This window comes from Variovorax sp. (genome assembly GCF_965279555.1).
Classification (GTDB): domain Bacteria; phylum Pseudomonadota; class Gammaproteobacteria; order Burkholderiales; family Burkholderiaceae_C; genus Variovorax.
This window is the reverse complement of the sequence record NZ_OZ257247.1, coordinates 3,883,443-3,901,916: the sequence shown is the minus strand read 5'-3', so window position 1 is coordinate 3,901,916 and position 18,474 is coordinate 3,883,443. Positions and strand designations below refer to the sequence as shown.

General features: G+C 65.9%; 16 protein-coding genes and 1 tRNA gene. 11 read left to right on the top strand and 6 right to left on the bottom strand.

What is annotated here, in order from left to right:
* Position 1: 1 nt before the first annotated feature.
* A complete protein-coding gene (locus ACQY8B_RS18455; RefSeq protein ID WP_422088031.1) occupies positions 2–2,332 on the bottom strand; it encodes a beta strand repeat-containing protein in 2,331 nt (776 codons plus the stop codon).
* A gap of 617 nt (positions 2,333–2,949) precedes the next feature.
* On the opposite strand from ACQY8B_RS18455, the gene ACQY8B_RS18450 reads away from it, so the two are divergent.
* The 7 genes from ACQY8B_RS18450 (at position 2,950) to ACQY8B_RS18420 (ending at position 8,368) form a co-directional block, all read left to right on the top strand.
* Positions 2,950–3,717 (top strand): LuxR C-terminal-related transcriptional regulator, encoded by a 768-nt coding sequence (locus ACQY8B_RS18450; RefSeq protein ID WP_422088030.1) that lies wholly within the window; start codon positions 2,950–2,952, stop codon positions 3,715–3,717.
* Between the two features lie 190 nt (positions 3,718–3,907).
* Complete coding sequence (gene petA / locus ACQY8B_RS18445) at positions 3,908–4,525, top strand: ubiquinol-cytochrome c reductase iron-sulfur subunit (RefSeq protein ID WP_422088029.1); 618 nt, start codon at positions 3,908–3,910, stop codon at positions 4,523–4,525.
* A gap of 14 nt (positions 4,526–4,539) precedes the next feature.
* Complete coding sequence (locus ACQY8B_RS18440) at positions 4,540–5,976, top strand: cytochrome b (protein ID WP_422088028.1); 1,437 nt, start codon at positions 4,540–4,542, stop codon at positions 5,974–5,976.
* A gap of 33 nt (positions 5,977–6,009) precedes the next feature.
* Positions 6,010–6,786 carry a cytochrome c1 gene (locus tag ACQY8B_RS18435; RefSeq protein ID WP_422088027.1) on the top strand — a complete coding sequence of 259 codons (777 nt, stop codon included), beginning with the start codon at positions 6,010–6,012 and terminating at the stop codon, positions 6,784–6,786.
* Positions 6,787–6,884: 98 nt separating this feature from the next.
* Positions 6,885–7,496, top strand: coding sequence for a glutathione S-transferase N-terminal domain-containing protein (locus ACQY8B_RS18430; RefSeq protein WP_081266420.1), 612 nt, complete (start codon positions 6,885–6,887; stop codon positions 7,494–7,496).
* A 157-nt stretch (positions 7,497–7,653) separates the two neighbouring features.
* Positions 7,654–8,232 (top strand): ClpXP protease specificity-enhancing factor, encoded by a 579-nt coding sequence (locus tag ACQY8B_RS18425; RefSeq protein ID WP_422088026.1) that lies wholly within the window; start codon positions 7,654–7,656, stop codon positions 8,230–8,232.
* A 60-nt stretch (positions 8,233–8,292) separates the two neighbouring features.
* A tRNA-Thr gene (locus ACQY8B_RS18420) sits at positions 8,293–8,368 on the top strand.
* 38 nt (positions 8,369–8,406) lie between these two features.
* Here the strand turns inward: ACQY8B_RS18420 and ACQY8B_RS18415 are convergent.
* The 3 genes from ACQY8B_RS18415 to ACQY8B_RS18405 all read right to left on the bottom strand — a co-directional run bounded on the left by ACQY8B_RS18415 (position 8,407) and on the right by ACQY8B_RS18405 (position 12,534).
* Positions 8,407–9,576 (bottom strand): diguanylate cyclase domain-containing protein, encoded by a 1,170-nt coding sequence (locus tag ACQY8B_RS18415; protein WP_422088025.1) that lies wholly within the window; start codon positions 9,574–9,576, stop codon positions 8,407–8,409.
* Between the two features lie 175 nt (positions 9,577–9,751).
* Positions 9,752–11,569, bottom strand: a complete 1,818-nt coding sequence (recJ, locus tag ACQY8B_RS18410) for a single-stranded-DNA-specific exonuclease RecJ (protein WP_422088024.1) — start codon at positions 11,567–11,569, stop codon at positions 9,752–9,754.
* On the bottom strand, positions 11,566–12,534 hold the full coding sequence (locus ACQY8B_RS18405) for a hypothetical protein (RefSeq protein WP_422088023.1): 969 nt from the start codon (positions 12,532–12,534) through the stop codon (positions 11,566–11,568). The genes recJ and ACQY8B_RS18405 overlap by 4 nt, the downstream gene beginning before the upstream one ends.
* A gap of 143 nt (positions 12,535–12,677) precedes the next feature.
* Between ACQY8B_RS18405 and ACQY8B_RS18400 the strand changes: the two genes are divergently transcribed.
* Both ACQY8B_RS18400 and lolD read left to right on the top strand, forming a co-directional pair.
* On the top strand, positions 12,678–13,934 hold the full coding sequence (locus tag ACQY8B_RS18400; protein ID WP_422088022.1) for a lipoprotein-releasing ABC transporter permease subunit: 1,257 nt from the start codon (positions 12,678–12,680) through the stop codon (positions 13,932–13,934).
* Complete coding sequence (lolD, locus tag ACQY8B_RS18395) at positions 13,927–14,688, top strand: lipoprotein-releasing ABC transporter ATP-binding protein LolD (protein WP_422088021.1); 762 nt, start codon at positions 13,927–13,929, stop codon at positions 14,686–14,688. Before ACQY8B_RS18400 ends, lolD begins: the two co-directional genes overlap by 8 nt.
* A gap of 125 nt (positions 14,689–14,813) precedes the next feature.
* On the opposite strand, the gene ACQY8B_RS18390 is transcribed toward lolD, so the two are convergent.
* Positions 14,814–15,581, bottom strand: a complete 768-nt coding sequence (locus ACQY8B_RS18390) for a sigma-70 family RNA polymerase sigma factor (RefSeq protein WP_422088020.1) — start codon at positions 15,579–15,581, stop codon at positions 14,814–14,816.
* Between the two features lie 105 nt (positions 15,582–15,686).
* Between ACQY8B_RS18390 and ACQY8B_RS18385 the strand changes: the two genes are divergently transcribed.
* The gene (locus ACQY8B_RS18385; RefSeq protein WP_422089072.1) at positions 15,687–16,286 is read left to right on the top strand and encodes an ATP-dependent Clp protease proteolytic subunit; all 600 of its coding nucleotides are present in this window, start codon (positions 15,687–15,689) and stop codon (positions 16,284–16,286) included.
* Between the two features lie 8 nt (positions 16,287–16,294).
* Here ACQY8B_RS18385 and ACQY8B_RS18380 read toward each other — a convergent pair whose 3' ends face one another.
* Positions 16,295–16,684, bottom strand: a complete 390-nt coding sequence (locus ACQY8B_RS18380; protein ID WP_422088019.1) for a RidA family protein — start codon at positions 16,682–16,684, stop codon at positions 16,295–16,297.
* Between the two features lie 199 nt (positions 16,685–16,883).
* Between ACQY8B_RS18380 and ACQY8B_RS18375 the strand changes: the two genes are divergently transcribed.
* The gene (locus ACQY8B_RS18375) at positions 16,884–18,458 is read left to right on the top strand and encodes an ABC transporter substrate-binding protein (RefSeq protein ID WP_422088018.1); all 1,575 of its coding nucleotides are present in this window, start codon (positions 16,884–16,886) and stop codon (positions 18,456–18,458) included.
* Positions 18,459–18,474: the final 16 nt, after the last annotated feature.

The window sequence follows — 18,474 nt, the reverse complement described above, 5'->3', positions numbered from 1 at the left end:
CTTACCAGGACCAGGAAGCGCCGACCCCGCCGCCGATCTTGCCGCTCTGGCCGGTGCCGACGTTCACCTTGATCTGCGACGACTCGCCGAGGCGGAAGCTGATAGCGGCCGCGACGGCCGAGCGACCATCGTAGGAACCGACGCCGACACCCACGCCGAACTGCTTGCCGGCCTCCAGCGCAGGCACCGAGGCCGCCGCCAACGCAATCGCGGCACCAGTGCTGCCGGTCTTGCGCGCGTCCTGTGTCTCGGCCCGCACCTGGTTCAACTGCTGCATGTTCGCCGCATCCGTGGGCAGGATGCCAGGCGCCACGTTCTGCACGCGACCGTTCGCAACCACGCCATTGCCCGCCGTGATCGTGCCGCCGGCCGTTACGTTGCCCGTCACGTTGACCGTGCCCGCATTCAACGTCGTGACGTTGCCCGTCACCGCGTTGATCGTGGTGATGTTGCCGGTCTGCGTGTTGAGCACCGTGATGTTGCCGTTGGCCGCGGTGATCGTCTGGAAGTTGCCGTTGGTGGCGTTGACCGTGCCCGCATTCACCGTGCTTGCGTTCACCGTCGTGGCGCTCACCGAGTTGGCGGTCAGTGCGTTGACGGTGGCGCTGGCCGCCGACAGATTGGTCGTGCTGACGTTGGTGGCGTTCAACGTGTTGATCGTGCCGTTGCTTGCCGTGAGGTTCACGGTGCCGACGCTGGTGGCGTGCACGGTGCCGGCGGTGATGCTGGTGGAGCTCAGCGTGTTGATCGTGCCGTTGCTTGCCGTCAGGTTGACGGTTCCGACGCTGGTTGCGTTGACGGTGCCGGCGGTGATGCTGGTGGAGCTCAGCGTATTGATCGTGCCGTTGCTCGCAGTCAGGTCGACGGTGCCGACGCTGGTTGCGTTGACGGTGCCGGCGGTGATGCTGGTGGAGCTCAGCGTATTGATCGTGCCGTTGCTGGCAGTCAGGTCGACGGTGCCGACGCTGGTGGCGTTGACGGTGCCGGCGGTGATGCTGGTGGAGCTCAGCGTATTGATCGTGCCGTTGCTCGCGGTCAGGTCGACGGTGCCGACGCTTGTGGCGTTGACAGTGCCGGCGGTGATGCTTGCGGAGCTCAGCGTATTGATCGTGCCGTTGCTCGCGGTCAGGTCGACGGTGCCGACGCTGGTGGCGTTGACGGTGCCGGCGGTGATGCTGGTGGAACTCAGTGTGTTGATCGTGCCGTTGCTGGCGGTCAGGTCGACGGTTCCGACGCTGGTTGCGTTGACGGTACCGGCAGTGATACTTGCGGAACTCAGCGTATTGATCGTGCCGTTGCTGGCGGTCAGGTCGACGGTTCCGACGCTGGTTGCGTTGACGGTGCCGGCGGTGATGCTGGTGGAGCTCAGCGTATTGATCGTGCCGTTGCTCGCAGTCAGGTCGACGGTGCCGACGCTGGTGGCGTTGACGGTGCCGGCGGTGATGCTGGTGGAACTCAGTGTGTTGATCGTGCCGTTGCTGGCGGTCAGGTCGACGGTTCCGACGCTGGTTGCGTTGACGGTACCGGCAGTGATACTTGCGGAACTCAGCGTATTGATCGTGCCGTTGCTGGCGGTCAGGTCGACGGTTCCGACGCTGGTTGCGTTGACGGTGCCGGCGGTGATGCTGGTGGAGCTCAGCGTATTGATCGTGCCGTTGCTTGCAGTCAGATCGACGGTGCCGACGCTTGTGGCGTTGACGGTGCCGGCGGTGATGCTGGTGGAGCTCAGCGTATTGATCGTGCCGTTGCTCGCAGTCAGGTCGACGGTGCCGACGCTGGTTGCGTTGACGGTGCCGGCGGTGATGCTGGTGGAGCTCAGCGTATTGATCGTGCCGTTGCTTGCAGTCAGATCGACGGTGCCGACGCTTGTGGCGTTGACGGTGCCGGCGGTGATGCTGGCGGAACTCAGTGTGTTGATCGTGCCGTTGCTGGCGGTCAGGTCGACGGTGCCGACGCTGGTGGCGTTGACGGTACCGGAGGTGATGCTTGCGGAACTCAGTGTGTTGATCGTGCCGTTGCTTGCGGTCAGGTCGACAGTGCTGACGCTGCCGGCGTTGACGGTTGCGGCGGTGATGCTGCCGGCGCTCAGCGTCGGCGTACTGATGCCGGCCCCTGCGGTCAATACGCCGCTGTTATTGCTGGTGATGTTGAAGAAACCATTGCCCGGCGGGTCAACAACCACGGATGCATTGCCGATCGTTACCTGTGCATGCGCCAGAGGCAGCGTCATCACATAACCGGCCCCCACCAGCACGGACGCAAGAAGGCGGCTGGCGCCAGCTTTGCGCATGTTGGAAGAAGAGCGAACAGCAGAGCGCTTGGATGTAGTCATTTGGACCTTTTTTCCTTGATGTATCGATGGCAACGTCCGGGCTTCCATGCGCCCTCGTCGCGTGAAAGCAGGGTCGGGTTTCATTGCGTTACCCGGTGCAACCGATGCTAGGAATCGAGGTACTTGCTGAACATCACCGGGATCCGTAGTTCTGCGGTCCCGCGAGTGCTTCGAAGCAAGTTCGAAAAAAAGTGGAGTGGCCCGCAAAGCCAATGCCCATGCGGCTTCGCGGGCATCACATAAATCCGTGGGCGATGCGCCGACATGCGAAGTCGAGCGTGTTTCGCGTTGCGCGGTGCTACGTAACGCGCGCTCCAAACGCCACGTAACAACGGCGCAAAAACGGCCTTTTCCAGGTTGTCTCAAGACCGCTTTGCACGGTCTGTTCGGAGCAATTTTTTCAATGAAATCAAAGTACTACAGGCAATGGCACGCCTGTTCGCACGGTGCTGTCCCGCGCAGGCATCGTTCCTGCGACATCTGAAACGAAAGACAACATTTCGAAGCTACCCGTGGGTAGCAATGAGCCAGAGGGGATGTCGCGTGGTCAATCTGTTTTCGAGCTTTGCCAATGCCTACATGGACACGGTTTTCCGTGTCGCCAGGGGAGTGCGGTCATGGAAATGAATATGAGTGTCCGTAGCCAATCCGTGCGGCCGCTGTCTTCGGTTGCGCAGATGTATGGCGGGGTCTTTCATGCAGCGTTGATCGTCGCTGACGATCTCGCCGTTGCCGATCGCATGCGGCGCATACTGGCCGAGCTTGCGCCGCGCCGCCGCATCGTGGTGGCGTCGAGCCGCGCCGAAGCCTGCAACCTGCTGGCCGCACTGCCGTATGACCTGGCCCTGGTCGACATGCGGCTGCCATCGAAGGACGGCATCTCGCTGCTGCACCATGTGCGCCAGAACTATCCGGGCATCGAAAGCGTCGGCATGTCGGATACCGACGATCAGGAACTGGTGGGCGCCGCAATCGCCGCGGGTGCCATCGGCTACCTGCTGACTGAAGTGGACGACATCGAACTCGCGTACCTGCTGCGGTCGGTGGAGCGCGGCGGCGCGCCGATGGACTCGCGCATCGCGCGGCGCATCCTGGGTTCGATTGCCGCATCCGCCAAGGCACGCACGATCGAGCCGATCCGCGTACAGGAGCAGCGCGAAGAAGCTCCACCGGTCGAGAAGCTGCCGCGCGGTTTGCTGTCGCCCAGGGAACTGAAGGTGCTTCGGCTGATCGCACAGGGCTGGAGCAATCGCCAGATCGCCGATGCGGTCTACCTGTCGGTCAACACCATCGAGTTTCATGCCAAGAGCATTTATCGCAAGCTGTCCGTGAAGTCCCGAACCCAGGCGGTTCATGAAGCGATGCAGCACGGGCTGCTGAACTGAAGACAGCATCGGCGACGGCACTCGTCGCCATTCGGCGCACCACCTCGAACGGGCCTCTATGCTCGCCGGCAGGCGGGCAGGGGGTAATACGCCCGTTGAATTCTCCCCCAGCGCCCCGCTACAATCTCCGGTTGACCCTGTTCAAGCCAAGGGTTGGCCCTGCTCCAGCGAAGAAGACAAGAGGATCCCCATGAGTGACATGACCTCCGGCTCGCCCCGGATCGACACAGGCAAACGTACCTGGCTGATCGCGTCCAGTTGTGCCGGCGTGGTGGGTGGCGTGGCAACCGCCATACCCTTTGTGAGCACTTTCCAGCCTTCGGAGAAGGCCAAAGCCGCCGGCGCAGCGGTAGAGGTCGACATCGCGGGCCTCAAGGTCGGCGAGAAGATCACCGTCGAATGGCGAGGCAAGCCGGTCTGGATCCTCAAGCGCACCCCCGAGCAGGTCGCGGAACTTCCCAAGCTGGACGGGCAACTCGCCGACCCCCAGTCCAAGCGCCACCCCGACGAATTCACCCCCAAGTACGCACAGAACGAACACCGTTCGATCAAGCCCGAAGTGCTGGTCGTGGTCGGCATCTGCACGCACCTGGGCTGCTCCCCGAGCGACCGCTTCCAGGCCGGCCCGCAGCCCTCGCTGCCCGCCGACTGGGAAGGCGGCTTCCTCTGCCCCTGCCATGGTTCCACTTTCGACCTGGCTGGCCGAGTCTTCAAGAACAAGCCCGCGCCCGACAACTTGCCGGTGCCGCCGCACATGTACCTGTCGGACACCAAGCTCCTGATCGGTGAAGACTCCAAGAAGGCCTGAGGCGGAATAAGAACATGGCTGAATTCCACGAGATTTCCCCCAACGCTCCTGCCAGCGAGAAGCTGCTGAACTGGGTCGACAACCGGTTCCCGCTCAGCAAGCTCTGGAACGACCAGTGGGGCAAGTACTACGCGCCGAAGAACTTCAACTTCTGGTACATCTTCGGCTCGCTGGCCATGCTGGTCCTGGTGATCCAGATCGTCACCGGCATCTTCCTGGTGATGCACTACAAGCCCGATGCGAGCCAGGCGTTCGCATCGGTCGAGTACATCATGCGCGACGTGCCGTGGGGCTGGCTCATCCGCTACATCCACTCGACGGGCGCCTCGGCGTTCTTCATCGTGGTGTACCTGCACATGTTCCGCGGCCTCATGTACGGCAGCTACCGCAAGCCGCGCGAACTCATTTGGGTGTTCGGCTGCGCGATCTTCCTGTGCCTGATGGCCGAAGCATTCATGGGCTACCTGCTGCCCTGGGGCCAGATGTCCTACTGGGGCGCCCAGGTGATCGTGAACCTGTTCGCCGCCATCCCGTTCATCGGCCCCGACCTGGCCCTGCTGATCCGCGGCGACTACGTGGTGAGCGACGCCACGCTGAACCGCTTCTTCAGCTTCCACGTGATCGCCGTGCCGCTGGTGCTGCTGGGTCTCGTGGTGGCCCACCTGATCGCGCTGCACGAAGTGGGTTCGAACAACCCCGACGGCATCGAGATCAAGGCCAAGCGCGGTCCCGACGGCCATCCGCTCGACGGCATTCCGTCGCACCCGTACTACACGGTGCACGACATCTTCGGCGTGGTGGTGTTCCTCACCATTTTCTCGGCCGTGATCTTCTTCGCGCCTGAAGCCGGCGGATACTTCCTCGAGTACAACAACTTCATTCCGGCCGATTCGCTGAAGACGCCGAACCACATCGCGCCGGTCTGGTACTTCACGCCGTTCTATTCGATGCTGCGCGCGACCACCGACGACATGGTCAACGTGTTCTCGCTGATCATCGCCGCGGGCGCCATCCTGAACTTCGTCAAGGGCAAGTCGGGCACGGCCTTCAAGGTCGCGCTCATCGTGGTGGCCGCCGTGGTCATCTTCCTGCTCAAGTCCTTCGACGCCAAGTTCTGGGGCGTGGTCGTGATGGGCGGCTCGGTCATCATCCTGTTCTTCCTGCCGTGGCTGGACCACAGCGAAGTCAAGTCGATCCGCTACCGTCCGAGCTGGCACAAGTATGTGTACGGCGCCTTCGTTTTCTTCTTCCTGATCCTCGGCTACCTGGGCATCCAGCCGCCGGGCGTCTGGGGCAACCTGGTCATCGGGTCGTTCGCGCTCGACATCGCGCAGACCGTCTCGCAGATCGGCACGCTGGTCTACTTCGGCTTCTTCCTGCTGATGCCGTGGTGGAGCCGCAAGGGCGAGTTCAAGACCGTGCCCGAGCGCGTGGTCTTCGCCGCCCATTGAGACATGCTGCCCAAGAGAGCTGAGAGAAACACGATGAAGAAGAAAAGCATTTCCGGCTGGCTCGCGGTCCTGGGTCTGGCCCTGGGCCTGACCTTCTCCGCAGCCGCGTCGGCCGAGTCCGAAGGTATTGCCTGGGACAAGGCCAACACCAAGACCAACGACATGGCCGCGCTGCAGAACGGCGCCAAGCTGTTCGTCAACTACTGCCTGAACTGCCACTCGGCAGCGTTCATGCGCTACAACCGCCTGCAGGACATCGGCATCACCGAGCAGCAGATCAAGGACAACCTTCTGTTCACGACCGACAAGGTCGGCGAAACCATGAAGGCCAACATCGATCCACGCCAGGCCAAGGAATGGTTCGGCACCACGCCGCCAGACCTCACGCTGGTTGCGCGTTCGCGTGCCGGCCACGGCGGCACGGGTGCCGACTACCTCTACACGTACCTTCGCACCTACTACCGCGACGACACCAAAGCCACCGGCTGGAACAACCTTGCGTTCCCCAGCGTCGCCATGCCGAACCCCCTGTGGGAACTGCAAGGCGAACGCCGCCCGGTCTACACCAAGGTCGAACAGCACGGCCACGAAACCGAAGTGTTCAAGGGCTGGGAGCAAGTCACTCCCGGCACCCTGACACCCGTGCAGTACGACAATGCCGTCGGCGACCTGGTGAGTTACCTGCAATGGATGGCCGAACCGGCACAGAACACCCGCATCCGCATCGGCGTGTGGGTGCTGCTGTTCCTGGCCTTGTCGGTGGTTTTTGTGTGGCGACTGAACGCCTCGTACTGGAAAGACGTCAAGTAGTTCCGTCCACGCCGACCGGGCGCCACCCAAGGCATCCGGTCCCACAGAGTGGGTTGCCAACGCGACCCACTCTTTTTGATTTTTAGGAGTCTCTCGCCATGATGGTCTTGTATTCAGGAACGACCTGCCCCTTTTCCCACCGCTGCCGCTTCGTGTTGTTCGAAAAGGGCATGGACTTCGAGATTCGCGACGTCGATCTCTACAACAAGCCCGAAGACATCAGCGTGATGAACCCGTACGGCCAGGTGCCGATTTTGGTCGAGCGCGACCTGATCCTGTACGAGTCGAACATCATCAACGAGTACATCGACGAGCGCTTCCCGCATCCGCAGCTGATGCCCGGCGACCCGGTCGACCGCGCCCGCGTGCGCCTGTTCCTGCTCAACTTCGAGAAGGAACTGTTCGTGCACGTGTCGACGCTCGAGAACCGTACCGCCAAGGGCAACGACAAGGCGCTCGAAAAGGCCCGCTCGCACATCCGCGACCGCCTGACGCAGCTGGCCCCCGTGTTCCTCAAGAACAAGTACATGCTGGGCGACAACTTCTCGATGCTCGACGTGGCCATCGCGCCGCTGCTGTGGCGCCTCGACTACTACGGCATCGACCTGAGCAAGAACGCGGCGCCGCTGCTGAAGTATGCAGAGCGCATCTTCTCGCGCCCCGCATACATCGAAGCACTGACGCCGTCCGAAAAGGTCATGCGAAAGTAATTAAGATCGCCCCCAGGCTTCGCGCACTTCGTGTCGCTTCGCCAACCCCCGTCCGGGGGCAACACCTGCGGCCCGGCAGAGCCGGTTCCGCGGTGTTCCGCGAAGAGACAGTGGCCAATTCGAGGCCGCGATTTCGCGATTGCACGGTACCAATTTCATGATCAACGCGCTCGAGTCGTCTTCCACCCGCCCGTACCTTATCCGGGCGCTGTATGAATGGTGCACCGACAACGGGTTCACTCCCTATGTCGCGGTGCAGGTCGACGACACCGTCCAGGTTCCGCGCGAGTACGTGAAGAACGGCGAGATCGTGCTCAACATCAGCTTCGACGCGACCAGTTCGCTCAAGCTGGGCAACGATTTCATCGAATTCAAGGCCCGTTTCGCGGGCAGTGCGCGTGAAATCAGCGTGCCGGTGGGCCGTGTGATCGCGATCTACGCGCGTGAGAACGGGCAGGGCATGGCGTTTCCCGCGCCGGTGCCCGCCGCTTCCTCGTCGGACAGCGGCAACAGCCACGCCGATGCGCCGGCGCCTTCGCCGCAAGGACCCGCGCGCATGCCGCTGCGCGATGCCTCGCGCGGCACCGAGGGCGACGCCAGCAAGATCGTCCATCTGGTGACGGGCGACGATGCCGACGAAACGGTCGACGCCGGCCCCGCTACCGATCCCGCCGACGAGCCGCCGCGCCCGCCGGCCGGTGGTGGCTCCAGGCCGTCGCTGAAACGCATCAAGTGAGCCGGCCGGCCGGACCATGCCGGCCACGCCACTAGAATCACGCACTGAAGAAATTCACCAGCCGCTTTAGCTCAATTGGTAGAGCACCCGCCTTGTAAGCGGAAGGTCGTCAGTTCGATTCCGACAAGCGGCACCATTCGAAACCCCTGGCTCATTCGTGATCCAGGGGTTTTTTCATGTGCCGCGGGCGGAGCCGCCCGAATGCTCGCCCGCGAACGCATAAGCAGGCCCCATGCGTTGGCGCTTGCAGCGTTGCAGCGCCTCGCCCGCCGAAGCCATCAGGCTGGCGAGGGTGTCGCCGTCGGCGGGATGGCAGGCGATGCCCATGCTCAGCTCGCCGCCCGCCAGCAGCCTGCCTTCGTAAGCGACCGGCGTCGCGCCCGCGGTCTCGATGCGTATCGCCATCTCCGCGAGCTTCTGGCGGGTCGGGTTGCCGGCCAGCAGCAATGCGAATTCGTCGTCGCCCAGGCGCGCCACCATGTCGTCGGCGCGCACCTGCTGGCGCAGCCGCTGCGCGATGGCCGTGAGCACCACATCGCCGCCCGCGCGGCCGTGCCGTTCGTTCACGCGGCTGAAACCGTTCAGGCCGACCAGCATCAGCGAGAACGGCCGGCCTTCGTGCAGCCATTCGTCGCCACGGCTCTCGAAGCCGGCGCGGCTGGTGGCTCCGGTGAGGGCGTCGGTGCCCATGGCGCCCATCAGCGCGTGCGTGCGCGCCTCCAGCGCCTTTTCAGAGCGCAGCACATGCCGCAGGCGGGCGCCGACGGCCAGGGCGAGCATCACGAGCTCCGCGATCGCCGCGGCTTGCGCCATGTTCGGCCGTCCGGGCGTCCAGGGCGGCTCGCTCCAGCTCGGCAGGCGGGTGATGGAGATGCCCGCCAGCAGCAGCAGGGCGCCGACGCAGAAGAGCAGCGCTGGCCAGCGCAGGCCGCGCAACGAGAAAAGCGCGCCGGCCACCAGGACCACGGTGGCGGCGACCACCAGCCCCTGCACGGCGCGCAGCGTCCACGCCAGCTGTGTCTCGACCGAGGCGTACAGCAAGGTCAGCACCAGCGCGATGCCGACCCCCTGCGCGACCCGGTCCAGCCGTGGCGCGAAATGCCGCAGCCGCAGCAACTGTCGAGCGAATTGCAGCCGGAAGATCGCCCAGAGTGCCAGCGCCGCTGCCGCCCAATGCGCGAGCGGATCGCTCGGCGCCAGATTGTTCATTCCGGCGAAACCAAGCAGCGCGAAGCCGCAGGCCAGCACGTAATAGCCGTGGATCAACGTGCCGAACACCAGCAGCAGCACGAGGCCGCAGGCCATCAGGCCGGCCAGCAGGCCATAGCTCACGCCGTCGGTCATGGGCGAGGGCCTTTGATGAAAGGGGAGCTGGAGCGGGACAGAAACGGCATCCGGGCAGTTCGAGGCGAAAGTGCCTTGGAAAGGCGGGTAACCGATCGTATCCGCGAGGCCACGTCGTGCCATGCACGGTGTCTCACAAATTGTCGCTATCGCAACGCGCCGTGTGCTTTTCCCGCTAGAACTCCGCGCCTTCCACCAGGAAGCGCAGCCGGCGCACGCCCTGCCATTCGTCCGCGTCGAGCCGGAACGCCAGCTTGACCCTGGGCGGCAGTGGTTCGGTGTGGCTGAACCAGATGGCGTCGATCGGCTGGCCCTGGTGCCTGAGCTTGAGCGACAGGTGCTTTTCGCCAACCAGCCGCTGCGACACCACCTCGACCTCTTCACTGAAGGTCGGCGGCGCGAAGCCCTGGCCCCAGACCTCGCGGTGCAGCGTGTCGACGAGGTCGATGCGCATGTACTCGCGCGCTATGGGCCCGTCGGTCTCGATCTGCCGGGTGAGCGCGGTCTCGGCCAGCAGCTCGCGGGCGACCTGGGCGAAGCCTTTCTCGAAGGTCTCGAAATGCTCGCGCGCCACCGTGCAGCCGGCCGCCATCGCATGCCCGCCGAAGCGCAGCAGCACGCCCGGGTGGCGCTTGGCCACGAGGTCGAGCGCGTCGCGCAGGTGGAAGCCCGGGATCGAGCGGCCCGAGCCCTTGAGCTCCTGCTCCTTGCCCGGCGCGCCGCTCGCGGCGAAGACGAAGGTCGGTCGGTGGAAACGGTCCTTGATGCGCGAGGCCACGATGCCCACCACGCCTTCGTGGAATGCCGCGTCGAACACGCTGATGGCCGGCGGCGGTGCCGCGATGCCCTCGCCATCGGTGCTGGTGGAAAACAGCGACTCGGCCAGCAGTAGTGCCTGGTCGCGCATGCCGCCCTCGATGTCGCGCCGCTCGCGGTTGATGCCGTCGAGCATGCGCGCGAGTTCCTCGGCGCGGCCGGCGTCGTCGGTCAGCAGGCATTCGATGCCCAGCGTCATGTCGGCCAGCCGGCCGGCCGCGTTGATGCGCGGGCCCAACGCAAAGCCGAAGTCGAAGGTGGTGGCCACCGAGGCATTGCGGCCTGCCGCCTTGAACAGCGCGGCCACGCCGGCAGGCATTGCGCCGGCGCGTATGCGGCGCAGGCCTTGCGCCACGAGGCGGCGGTTGTTGGCGTCGAGCTTCACCACGTCGGCCACCGTGCCGAGCGCGACCAGCGGCAGCAGCGCGTCGAGCTTGGGCTGGGGTTTGCCTGCCCCCCGGCTTGCCAATTCGTGTGCTTCGCCACCCCCCGAGAGGGAGGCTGGCCCGCCTTGGGGCGGCCCGGCGGCGGGCGCAGGCGTGTCGAACACGCCGCGCCTGCGCAGCTCCGAACGCAGCGCCAGCAGCACGTAGAACATGACGCCGACGCCCGCGATGCTCTTGCTCTCGAACTCGCAGCCGGGCTGGTTCGGGTTGACCAGCACGTCGGCCAGGGGAAGCTCCGGGCCCGGCAGGTGGTGGTCGGTCACCAGCACCTGCAGGCCGCGCGCCTTGGCGGCGGCCACGCCCTCGACGCTGGCGATGCCGTTGTCGACGGTGATCAGCATGTCGGCGCCGCTGTCGCCCACGCGCTCGGCGATGGGCGGCGTGAGGCCGTAGCCGTCGACCACGCGGTCGGGCACGAGGTAGCTCACGTTCCTGGCGCCCAGCAGGCGCAGGCCGCGCACGCCGACCGCGCAGGCGGTGGCGCCGTCGCAGTCGTAGTCGGCCACGATGCACAGGCGCTTGTCCTGCGCGATGGCGTCGGCCAGCAGGACGGCGGCGTCTTGCGCGCCGCGCAGGGTGTCGGGCGGCAGCAGGCGGGCGAGGCCGTCGTCGAGCTCGTCCTTGGCGCGCACGCCGCGCGCTGCGAACAGGCGGGCCAGCAGCGGGTGCACGCCGGCCTGCTCCAGCGCCCAGACGGTGCGCGGAGGGATCTCGCGGTCGACGATCTTCATAGCGACTCCAGCACTTCGGCCGCGCGTTTGCGGTCGAACAGGCTCCTGGCCCAGCGGCTGAGCCCGCGCTGCTGCACGGTGTAGCGCTGCGCCGCGCGGTCGCCGCACAGCGTGAGCGATACATCGGCGCCGCGCGTGTAGTCGGCCAGCAGCGAGGCGATGTCGCCCGCGTCCAGCGCCTGCCAGGCGGCGGCCCAGCCGACGCCATCGTCGCGGATGGCGGCGACGCGCAGGGCCTCGCTCACGGTGGTTTCGGAGGCGGCGCTCGGCAGGGGCTGCGCCGCCAGCGCGCCGGTGCCGCTGAGCCAGAACGAGTTGATGGGTGGCACGCCGCGCGCGGCGCGGTCGTCGTTCACGCGCTGGGTGTAGAGCAGCATCTGCATTTCGTTCTGCAGGCGGCGCAGCGGCCGGGCCGCCTCGGCCAGCGGCGACCACTGCGAGATGGGCCAGCCCACGGCGCGGTCGATGGAGGCGGTGGCCAGCCCGTCGAAGATGTGCGCACGCGCCAGCCAGCGGCCGGGCACGGGCGAGGGGTGCAGCGCGATGCCGTCTTCCTCGAAGAAGGGGCGGGCGGCTTCCAGCAGCGCGGCCGATTCGCCGGCGTCGATCTCGATGGCGGACGGATCGCCCAGCACCACGTCGTCGATGCCGACCTGCCAATTGCACAGCGTGACCAGGCCCCAGCCCTCGGTGTCGCCGGCTGCGGCGATGCCCAGGCGCCGGGCCTCGAGCGCGGCCCAGGGAATGCAGCCGTCGGCGGCCGGAATGCCCAGCGCCCGCGCGAGCGCGCGTTCGTGGGGGGGGGAGCGCGTGCTTTCGTCCTGCGAATCGGTGTCCGCGAGGGTCAGGCGCAGCAGCAGGGTCTCGAGATTGGGGAGCCGCAATGTGGGCAGCGCCGCGCGGCATGCCGGGGAACCGCGGCCGGCAAAGGGGATCAACAGGTGACGTGGGAGGGTTTCGGCCATCTCCCTATTGTCCGGGAAGCCCTGAGGTCATCCGGAATGCCACAATTCCGACGTATGACCTACCCCCTCGCTCATCACTTCGCGTATTCGCTGCCCCCCGAGGGCGGGCAAATTTTCCTTGAGGCGGCTCGGCGGGAAATTTGATGCGATTCCCCTATGAACTGCAGCTCGGCTGGCGCTACACGCGCGCAGGCCGGGCAACGCGGCGCAACGGCTTCATCTCCTTCATCTCCGGTGTATCGATGCTCGGCATCGCATTGGGCGTGGCGGCGCTGATCATTGTGCTCAGTGTGATGAACGGCTTCCAGAAGGAAGTGCGCGACCGCATGCTCGGCGTGGTGTCGCACATCGAGATCTTCTCGCGCGACGGGCAGGCGCTGCCGCAGCTCGAAGAAATCATGGCGGCGGCGCGCAAGCATCCCGAGGTGATCGGCGCGGCGCCCTTCATCAACACGCAGGCGCTCATTGCGCGCGGCGAAGACATGAAGGGCACGGTGGTGCGCGGCATCGACCCCAAGCTCGAGCCCGAAGTGACCGATACCAACAGCATTGCCGCCCACGGCACCTTCGACAAGCTGGTGCCGGGCGAATTCGGCATCGTGCTGGGCGCCGAGCTGGCGCGCTCGCTGTTCGTGCAGCCGGGCGACAAGGTCACGCTGGTGGCGCCGGGCGGCCAGGTCACGCCGGCTGGAGTGGTGCCGCGGCTGAAGCAGTTCACCGTGGTCGGCACCTTCGACTCCGGCCACTACGAGTACGACTCGGCGCTCGCCATGGTCCACGAGCAGGACGCCGCCAAGGTGTTCCGCCTAGAAGGCCCGACCGGCATCCGCCTGAAGCTCAAGGACCTCAACGAAGCGCGCGAAGTGGCCGACCAGCTGGCCGTGAGCCTGCCGGGCGAATTCCTCATCCGCGACTGGACCCGCCAGAACAAGACCTGGTTCGCGGCCGTGCAGGTCGAGAAACGCATGATGTTCATCATCCTCACGCTGATCGTGGCGGTAGCGGCCTTCAACCTGGTGTCCACGCTCGTCATGACGGTGACCGACAAGCGCGCCGACATCGCCATCCTGCGCACGCTGGGCAGCTCGCCGCGCAGCATCATGGGCATTTTCGTGGTGCAGGGCGCGATGGTGGGCGTGATCGGCACCGTGGCCGGGCTGCTGCTGGGGCTGGGCATTGCCTACAACATCGACGTGATCGTGCCCTTCCTGGAGCGGCTGTTCCATGCGAGCTTCCTGCCGAAGGACATCTACCTGATCAGCAAGATGCCGAGCGATCCGCAGCAAAGCGACATCGTGCCGATTGCCATCATTTCCCTGGTGCTGTCCTTCGTGGCCACCCTGTATCCGAGCTGGCGCGCCAGCCGCGTGAACCCGGCCGAGGCCCTGCGCTATGAGTGAAATGACCCCCACGCTCGGCACTGCCGTGTCCTCGCTGCCCCCCGAGGGGGCCGCCATCGGCTTGGGGCGGCCCGGCGCCAATGGTGTTGTATTGAAGGCCCGAGGCCTCACCAAGCGTTTCCACGAAGGCCGGCTGGACCTGACCGTGCTGCATGGCGTCGACCTCGACGTGCGTGCGGGCGAAACCCTGGCCATCGTCGGCGCCTCGGGCTCCGGCAAGAGCACGCTGCTGCACCTGATGGGCGGGCTCGACGCGCCCACCTCGGGCAAGGTCGAACTGCTGGGCAAGGACATCGCCCATGCCGACGCGGCCGAGCAGGGGCGGCTGCGCAACCAGCACCTGGGCTTCGTCTACCAGTTCCACCACCTGTTGCCGGAGTTCAGCGCGCTCGACAACGTGGCGATGCCGCTGAAGATCCGGCGCGTGGAGCCGACGACGGCCGCGAATGCGGCATCGAAGATCCTCGAAAGCGTGGGCCTGGGCCAGCGCCTGCACCATCGGCCGGCCGAGCTGTCAGGCGGCGAGCGCCAGCGCGTGGCGATTGCGCGCGCGCTGGTCACGCAGCCCGCCTGCGTGCTGGCCGACGAGCCCACCGGCAACCTCGACCGCAGCACGGCGGACACGGTGTTCGCGCTGATGCTCGACCTGGCGCACCGGCACGGCACGGCGTTCGTGATGGTCACGCATGACCAGGAGCTGGCGAAGCGGTGTGACCGGGTGCTGCAGCTGGTGGCTGGGCGGTTGGCGGGCTGATTCTTTGTCTTTCTCCCTCCCCCGCCGGGGGAGGGCAGGGGTGGGGGCTCGGCGGCATTGAGCGCCGCGCAGCTTTTTGAAGGCCGCTTGCCCCCATCCCAACCTTCCCCCAGAGGGGGAAGGGGCTAATACGGCAGAGTTGCTTCCTGTTCTTCGTCCACCGGCCTCGCGTCTAGCGGCAGCACGCACAAGACCTTTCCTCCCAGCGTCAGCACCAGCCCGAGCCGACCACCGATCTGCACGACCTGGCAGGCGGTGCGCTGCGTCCGGGCGGGGGTAAAGGCAGTCGACATTGCAACGGCCCGTGTCGGCGGCTGCCGCAGCAGCGCAAGCAGCGTCCGCGCATCGCAGTCACCCAGCGCCTGCCGGTAGACGTGGAAGACCGCATCCGGTCCGGCTTCGTCTTCGTTCCTTTCATGGCGCAGCCGCAGCAGCGCGCGATGCAGTTGCTGCCGGCAGGCCGCCTCGGTCTTGCCGCTGGCCTCTGCAATTTCCTTGAAGCTGGCTTCGAAGACTTCGCGCAGCAGCACGGCGGCACCATCGGCCGGCGACAGCCTGGAGGCGATGAGGCGCAGCGCTCGTTCGATGGATTGGGCCTGCGCCGCATCGGCTTCCGCCGACGGCGCCTGGGCTGCCAGCCCTCCGGCTTCATGCAGCCAGCGCTGCATCCAGTTGTCGCGCCGCAGCCGGTCGATGGCCAGGTTCTGCATCACCGTGGTCAGCCAGGCCTGCGTCGAGTCGGGTCCGGGCTTGTCTCCCGCCTCGAGCGCGCGCAGGTAGGTGTCCTGCACCACCTCCTCGGCTTCCGCCACGCCGCCCAGCATGCGCGCCGCCGCGCGAACCAGCCGGCTTCTCAGTGCCGGGAATTGCGAGAGATAGCGTTCATCGAGCATCGCCGCAGCTTGCCATAGCCCGCAATGTCACGAAACTGTGGGCTTGTTCGTCAAGACAGTCCAACCACAGGAGCTTTCTTCATGCCCGACATGCCCATGTTCTCGATGGAATCCGATGACGACACCAAGCCCGCCGCCACTGCCGAGCCGCGCAACTCCTACCTGGAGGAAAAGGCGTTCAAGTCGCGCACGCTGCTGATCTTCGGCAGCATCAGCGATTCGGTGGCTGCCGACGTCACGCGCCGGCTCATCGCGCTGGATGCCGACAGCGCCGACAAGCCCATCGACATCCTCGTGAGTTCGCCGGGCGGGCACCTGGAGTCGGGCGACGCCATCCACGACATCGTGCGCTTCATCAGCGCGCCGGTGAACATGATCGGCACCGGCTGGGTCGGCAGCGCGGCCACGCACCTGTTCCTGGCGGCGCCGCGCGAGCGCCGGGTGTGCCTGCCCAACACGCGCTTCCTGATCCACCAGCCCAGCGGCGGCGCGGGCGGGCAGGCGACGGACATTGCCATCCAGGCGCAGGAGATCATCAAGGCCCGCCAGCGCATCGCGCACGAGATCGCGCGCGAGACCGGCAAGCCCATCGACGTGGTGCTGGCCGACATCGAGCGCGACCGCTGGCTGTCGGCTGAAGAAGCCGTCGAATACGGGCTGGTCTCGCGCATCATCCAGCGCAAGACCGAACTGCAGAAAGGCTGAGAGGCTGATCAGGCCTTGGGCTTGTACGCGACGACGTCGATTTCGACGCGCGCGTCGATCATCAGCCGCGCCTCGGTGGTCGAGCGTGCCGGCTTGTTCTCGCCGAAGTAGCCCATGTAGATGCGGTTGAAGGCACCAAAGTCGCGCGCATCCTGCAGCCACACGGTGCTCTTGCACACGTCGTCGAGCGTGGCGTCGGCCAGTGCCAGCACGGTCTTGATGTTTTCCATCACCTGGCGCGTCTGCGCCTCGATGCCGCCCGCCACCAGCTCGCCGTTCTTGTCGACGGGCACCTGGCCCGACACGTAGACGAAGTCGCCGGCGCGCACGGCCGGGGAGAACGGACGCACCTGGCGGTCGGAGGCAAGGGGCGGGGCGCCGAGGTATTCGAGAGGCATGGGGACTCCTGGAGGTTGAAGAACTGTCTGGCTATGTGGGTATGGGAAGCCGCAAGTATCCATCCAATCTGAAAATCTATTTCAGAAAAACCCTCAGGCAAGGGTTAACACGGATGATTTGGCATGGATAGTGCTTCAAAGTCCGGGCCGAAAAGAAAATTTCTTTCACAAACTCGCCCGCCCCATGAAGGAGTCCCCCATGCCCCACGTCGGTCTTGTCCAGCGCCTGCCCATGCTGTCGAAGCGCAGCCTGCTGGGCGCTTCCCTGCTCGCCATGCTGTGCGCCGCGCTGCCCCACCAGAGCGCCCATGCCCAGGGCCCGCGCAATTTCGCCACGCTGGCGATGGTGGCCGAGCCGCAGACGCTCGACCCGATGGCATCCACCGCAGACCTGGTCGGAACCATCATGCAGCACGTGTACGAGACGCTCTACACCTTCGACGCCAAGTGGAACGTGGTGCCGATGCTGGCCGAGGGCATGCCGAAGATCTCGGCCGACGGCAAGACCTACGCCATCACATTGCGCCGCGGCGTGATGCTGCACAACGGCCGAGAGCTCAACGCCGACGATGTGGTGGCCAGCCTGCAGCGCTGGATGGACCAGTCGCCGCGCGGCAAGGCCGTGGGCAAGGAAATCGACAGCCTCAAGGCCAAGGGCCCGCTGGCCGTCGAGGTGGTGCTGAAGGAACCCTATGCGCCGCTGCTCTCGCAGCTCGCGCTGCCCAGCGGCATGGCGGCCATCATGGCCAAGGACTCGATCGCCTCGCCGCTGAAGGACTTCGTCGGCACCGGCCCCTACAAGTTCAAGGAGCGCCGCCCCGACCAGTTCGTGCTGCTCACCCGCTTCGACAAATATTCGGCCCGCAAGGAGGCCCCGAGCGGCTATGGCGGCAAGCGCGAAGCGGCCATTGAAGAGCTGCGCTTCGTGCCTGTGCCCAACGCCAGCACCCGCGTCGAAGGCGCGCTGGCCGGCCAGTACGACTTTGCCGACCTGCTGCCGGTGGAAGCGCTACCGCGCCTGGAGAAGTCGGGCGGCAAGACCGTGCCGATCATGACGCCCTCGTTCGGCTTCCCGTACCTCGTGCTGAACACCAAGGAAGGCGTGGCCGCCAGCCAGCCGGTGCGCCAGGCGATCCAGACTGCGCTGGGCGAAGGCGAGATGCTCGCGGCCGGCTTCGGCGACACGCGCTTCTTCGTGGCCGAGGCCAATCACTTCCCCAAGGGCTCGCCTTTCTATTCGACGGCCGGCGCCGACCAGTACAACCAGCGCAACGCCGCCAAGGCCAAGGAACTCGCGGCCAAGGCCGGCTACAAGGGCGAGCCGATCCGCGTGCTCACCAGCCGCCAATACGACTTCCACTACAACATGGCGCTGCTGATGGCCGAGCAGCTCAAGCGCGCCGGCTTCAAGGTCGACCTCAACGTGGTCGACTGGGCCACGCTGGTGCAGCGCCGCAACGACGCCAAGCTGTGGGACGTCTACGTCACCCATTCGGGCCAGTTCCCCGAGCCCATGCTCTCGCCGCCGCAACTCGGCGACGGCGCGCCCGGCTGGTGGGATTCGCCCGCCAAGAAGTCGGCGCTGCAGGCCTTCAACGTGGAAAGCGATCCGGCCAAGCGCGGCGCGCTGTGGGGGAAGGTGCAGCAGGTGGTGTATGACGAAGTGCCGTACATCAACGTCGGCAAGTTCAACGGCCTCTCGGCCAGGAGCCCGGCGCTGGACAACTACACGCCCGCGACCTGGCCGTTCTTCTGGAACGCGAAGATCAAGTAAGGCGGGGAGTACAGCC

Excerpts from the sequence above, each read along its gene's own strand:
- ACQY8B_RS18430 (WP_081266420.1), top strand. The coding sequence starts at position 6,885 with ATGATGGTCTTGTATTCAGGAACGACCTGCCCCTTTTCCCACCGCTGC.
- ACQY8B_RS18425 (WP_422088026.1), top strand. The coding sequence starts at position 7,654 with ATGATCAACGCGCTCGAGTCGTCTTCCACCCGCCCGTACCTTATCCGG.
- lolD (WP_422088021.1), top strand. The coding sequence starts at position 13,927 with ATGAGTGAAATGACCCCCACGCTCGGCACTGCCGTGTCCTCGCTGCCC.
- ACQY8B_RS18435 (WP_422088027.1), top strand. The coding sequence starts at position 6,010 with ATGAAGAAGAAAAGCATTTCCGGCTGGCTCGCGGTCCTGGGTCTGGCC.
- ACQY8B_RS18385 (WP_422089072.1), top strand. The coding sequence starts at position 15,687 with ATGGAATCCGATGACGACACCAAGCCCGCCGCCACTGCCGAGCCGCGC.
- ACQY8B_RS18440 (WP_422088028.1), top strand. The coding sequence starts at position 4,540 with ATGGCTGAATTCCACGAGATTTCCCCCAACGCTCCTGCCAGCGAGAAG.
- ACQY8B_RS18455 (WP_422088031.1), bottom strand. The coding sequence starts at position 2,332 with ATGACTACATCCAAGCGCTCTGCTGTTCGCTCTTCTTCCAACATGCGC.
- ACQY8B_RS18450 (WP_422088030.1), top strand. The coding sequence starts at position 2,950 with ATGGAAATGAATATGAGTGTCCGTAGCCAATCCGTGCGGCCGCTGTCT.
- ACQY8B_RS18400 (WP_422088022.1), top strand. The coding sequence starts at position 12,678 with ATGCGATTCCCCTATGAACTGCAGCTCGGCTGGCGCTACACGCGCGCA.
- ACQY8B_RS18415 (WP_422088025.1), bottom strand. The coding sequence starts at position 9,576 with ATGACCGACGGCGTGAGCTATGGCCTGCTGGCCGGCCTGATGGCCTGC.
- ACQY8B_RS18375 (WP_422088018.1), top strand. The coding sequence starts at position 16,884 with ATGCCCCACGTCGGTCTTGTCCAGCGCCTGCCCATGCTGTCGAAGCGC.
- ACQY8B_RS18390 (WP_422088020.1), bottom strand. The coding sequence starts at position 15,581 with ATGCTCGATGAACGCTATCTCTCGCAATTCCCGGCACTGAGAAGCCGG.
- ACQY8B_RS18380 (WP_422088019.1), bottom strand. The coding sequence starts at position 16,684 with ATGCCTCTCGAATACCTCGGCGCCCCGCCCCTTGCCTCCGACCGCCAG.
- recJ (WP_422088024.1), bottom strand. The coding sequence starts at position 11,569 with ATGAAGATCGTCGACCGCGAGATCCCTCCGCGCACCGTCTGGGCGCTG.
- ACQY8B_RS18405 (WP_422088023.1), bottom strand. The coding sequence starts at position 12,534 with ATGGCCGAAACCCTCCCACGTCACCTGTTGATCCCCTTTGCCGGCCGC.
- petA (WP_422088029.1), top strand. The coding sequence starts at position 3,908 with ATGAGTGACATGACCTCCGGCTCGCCCCGGATCGACACAGGCAAACGT.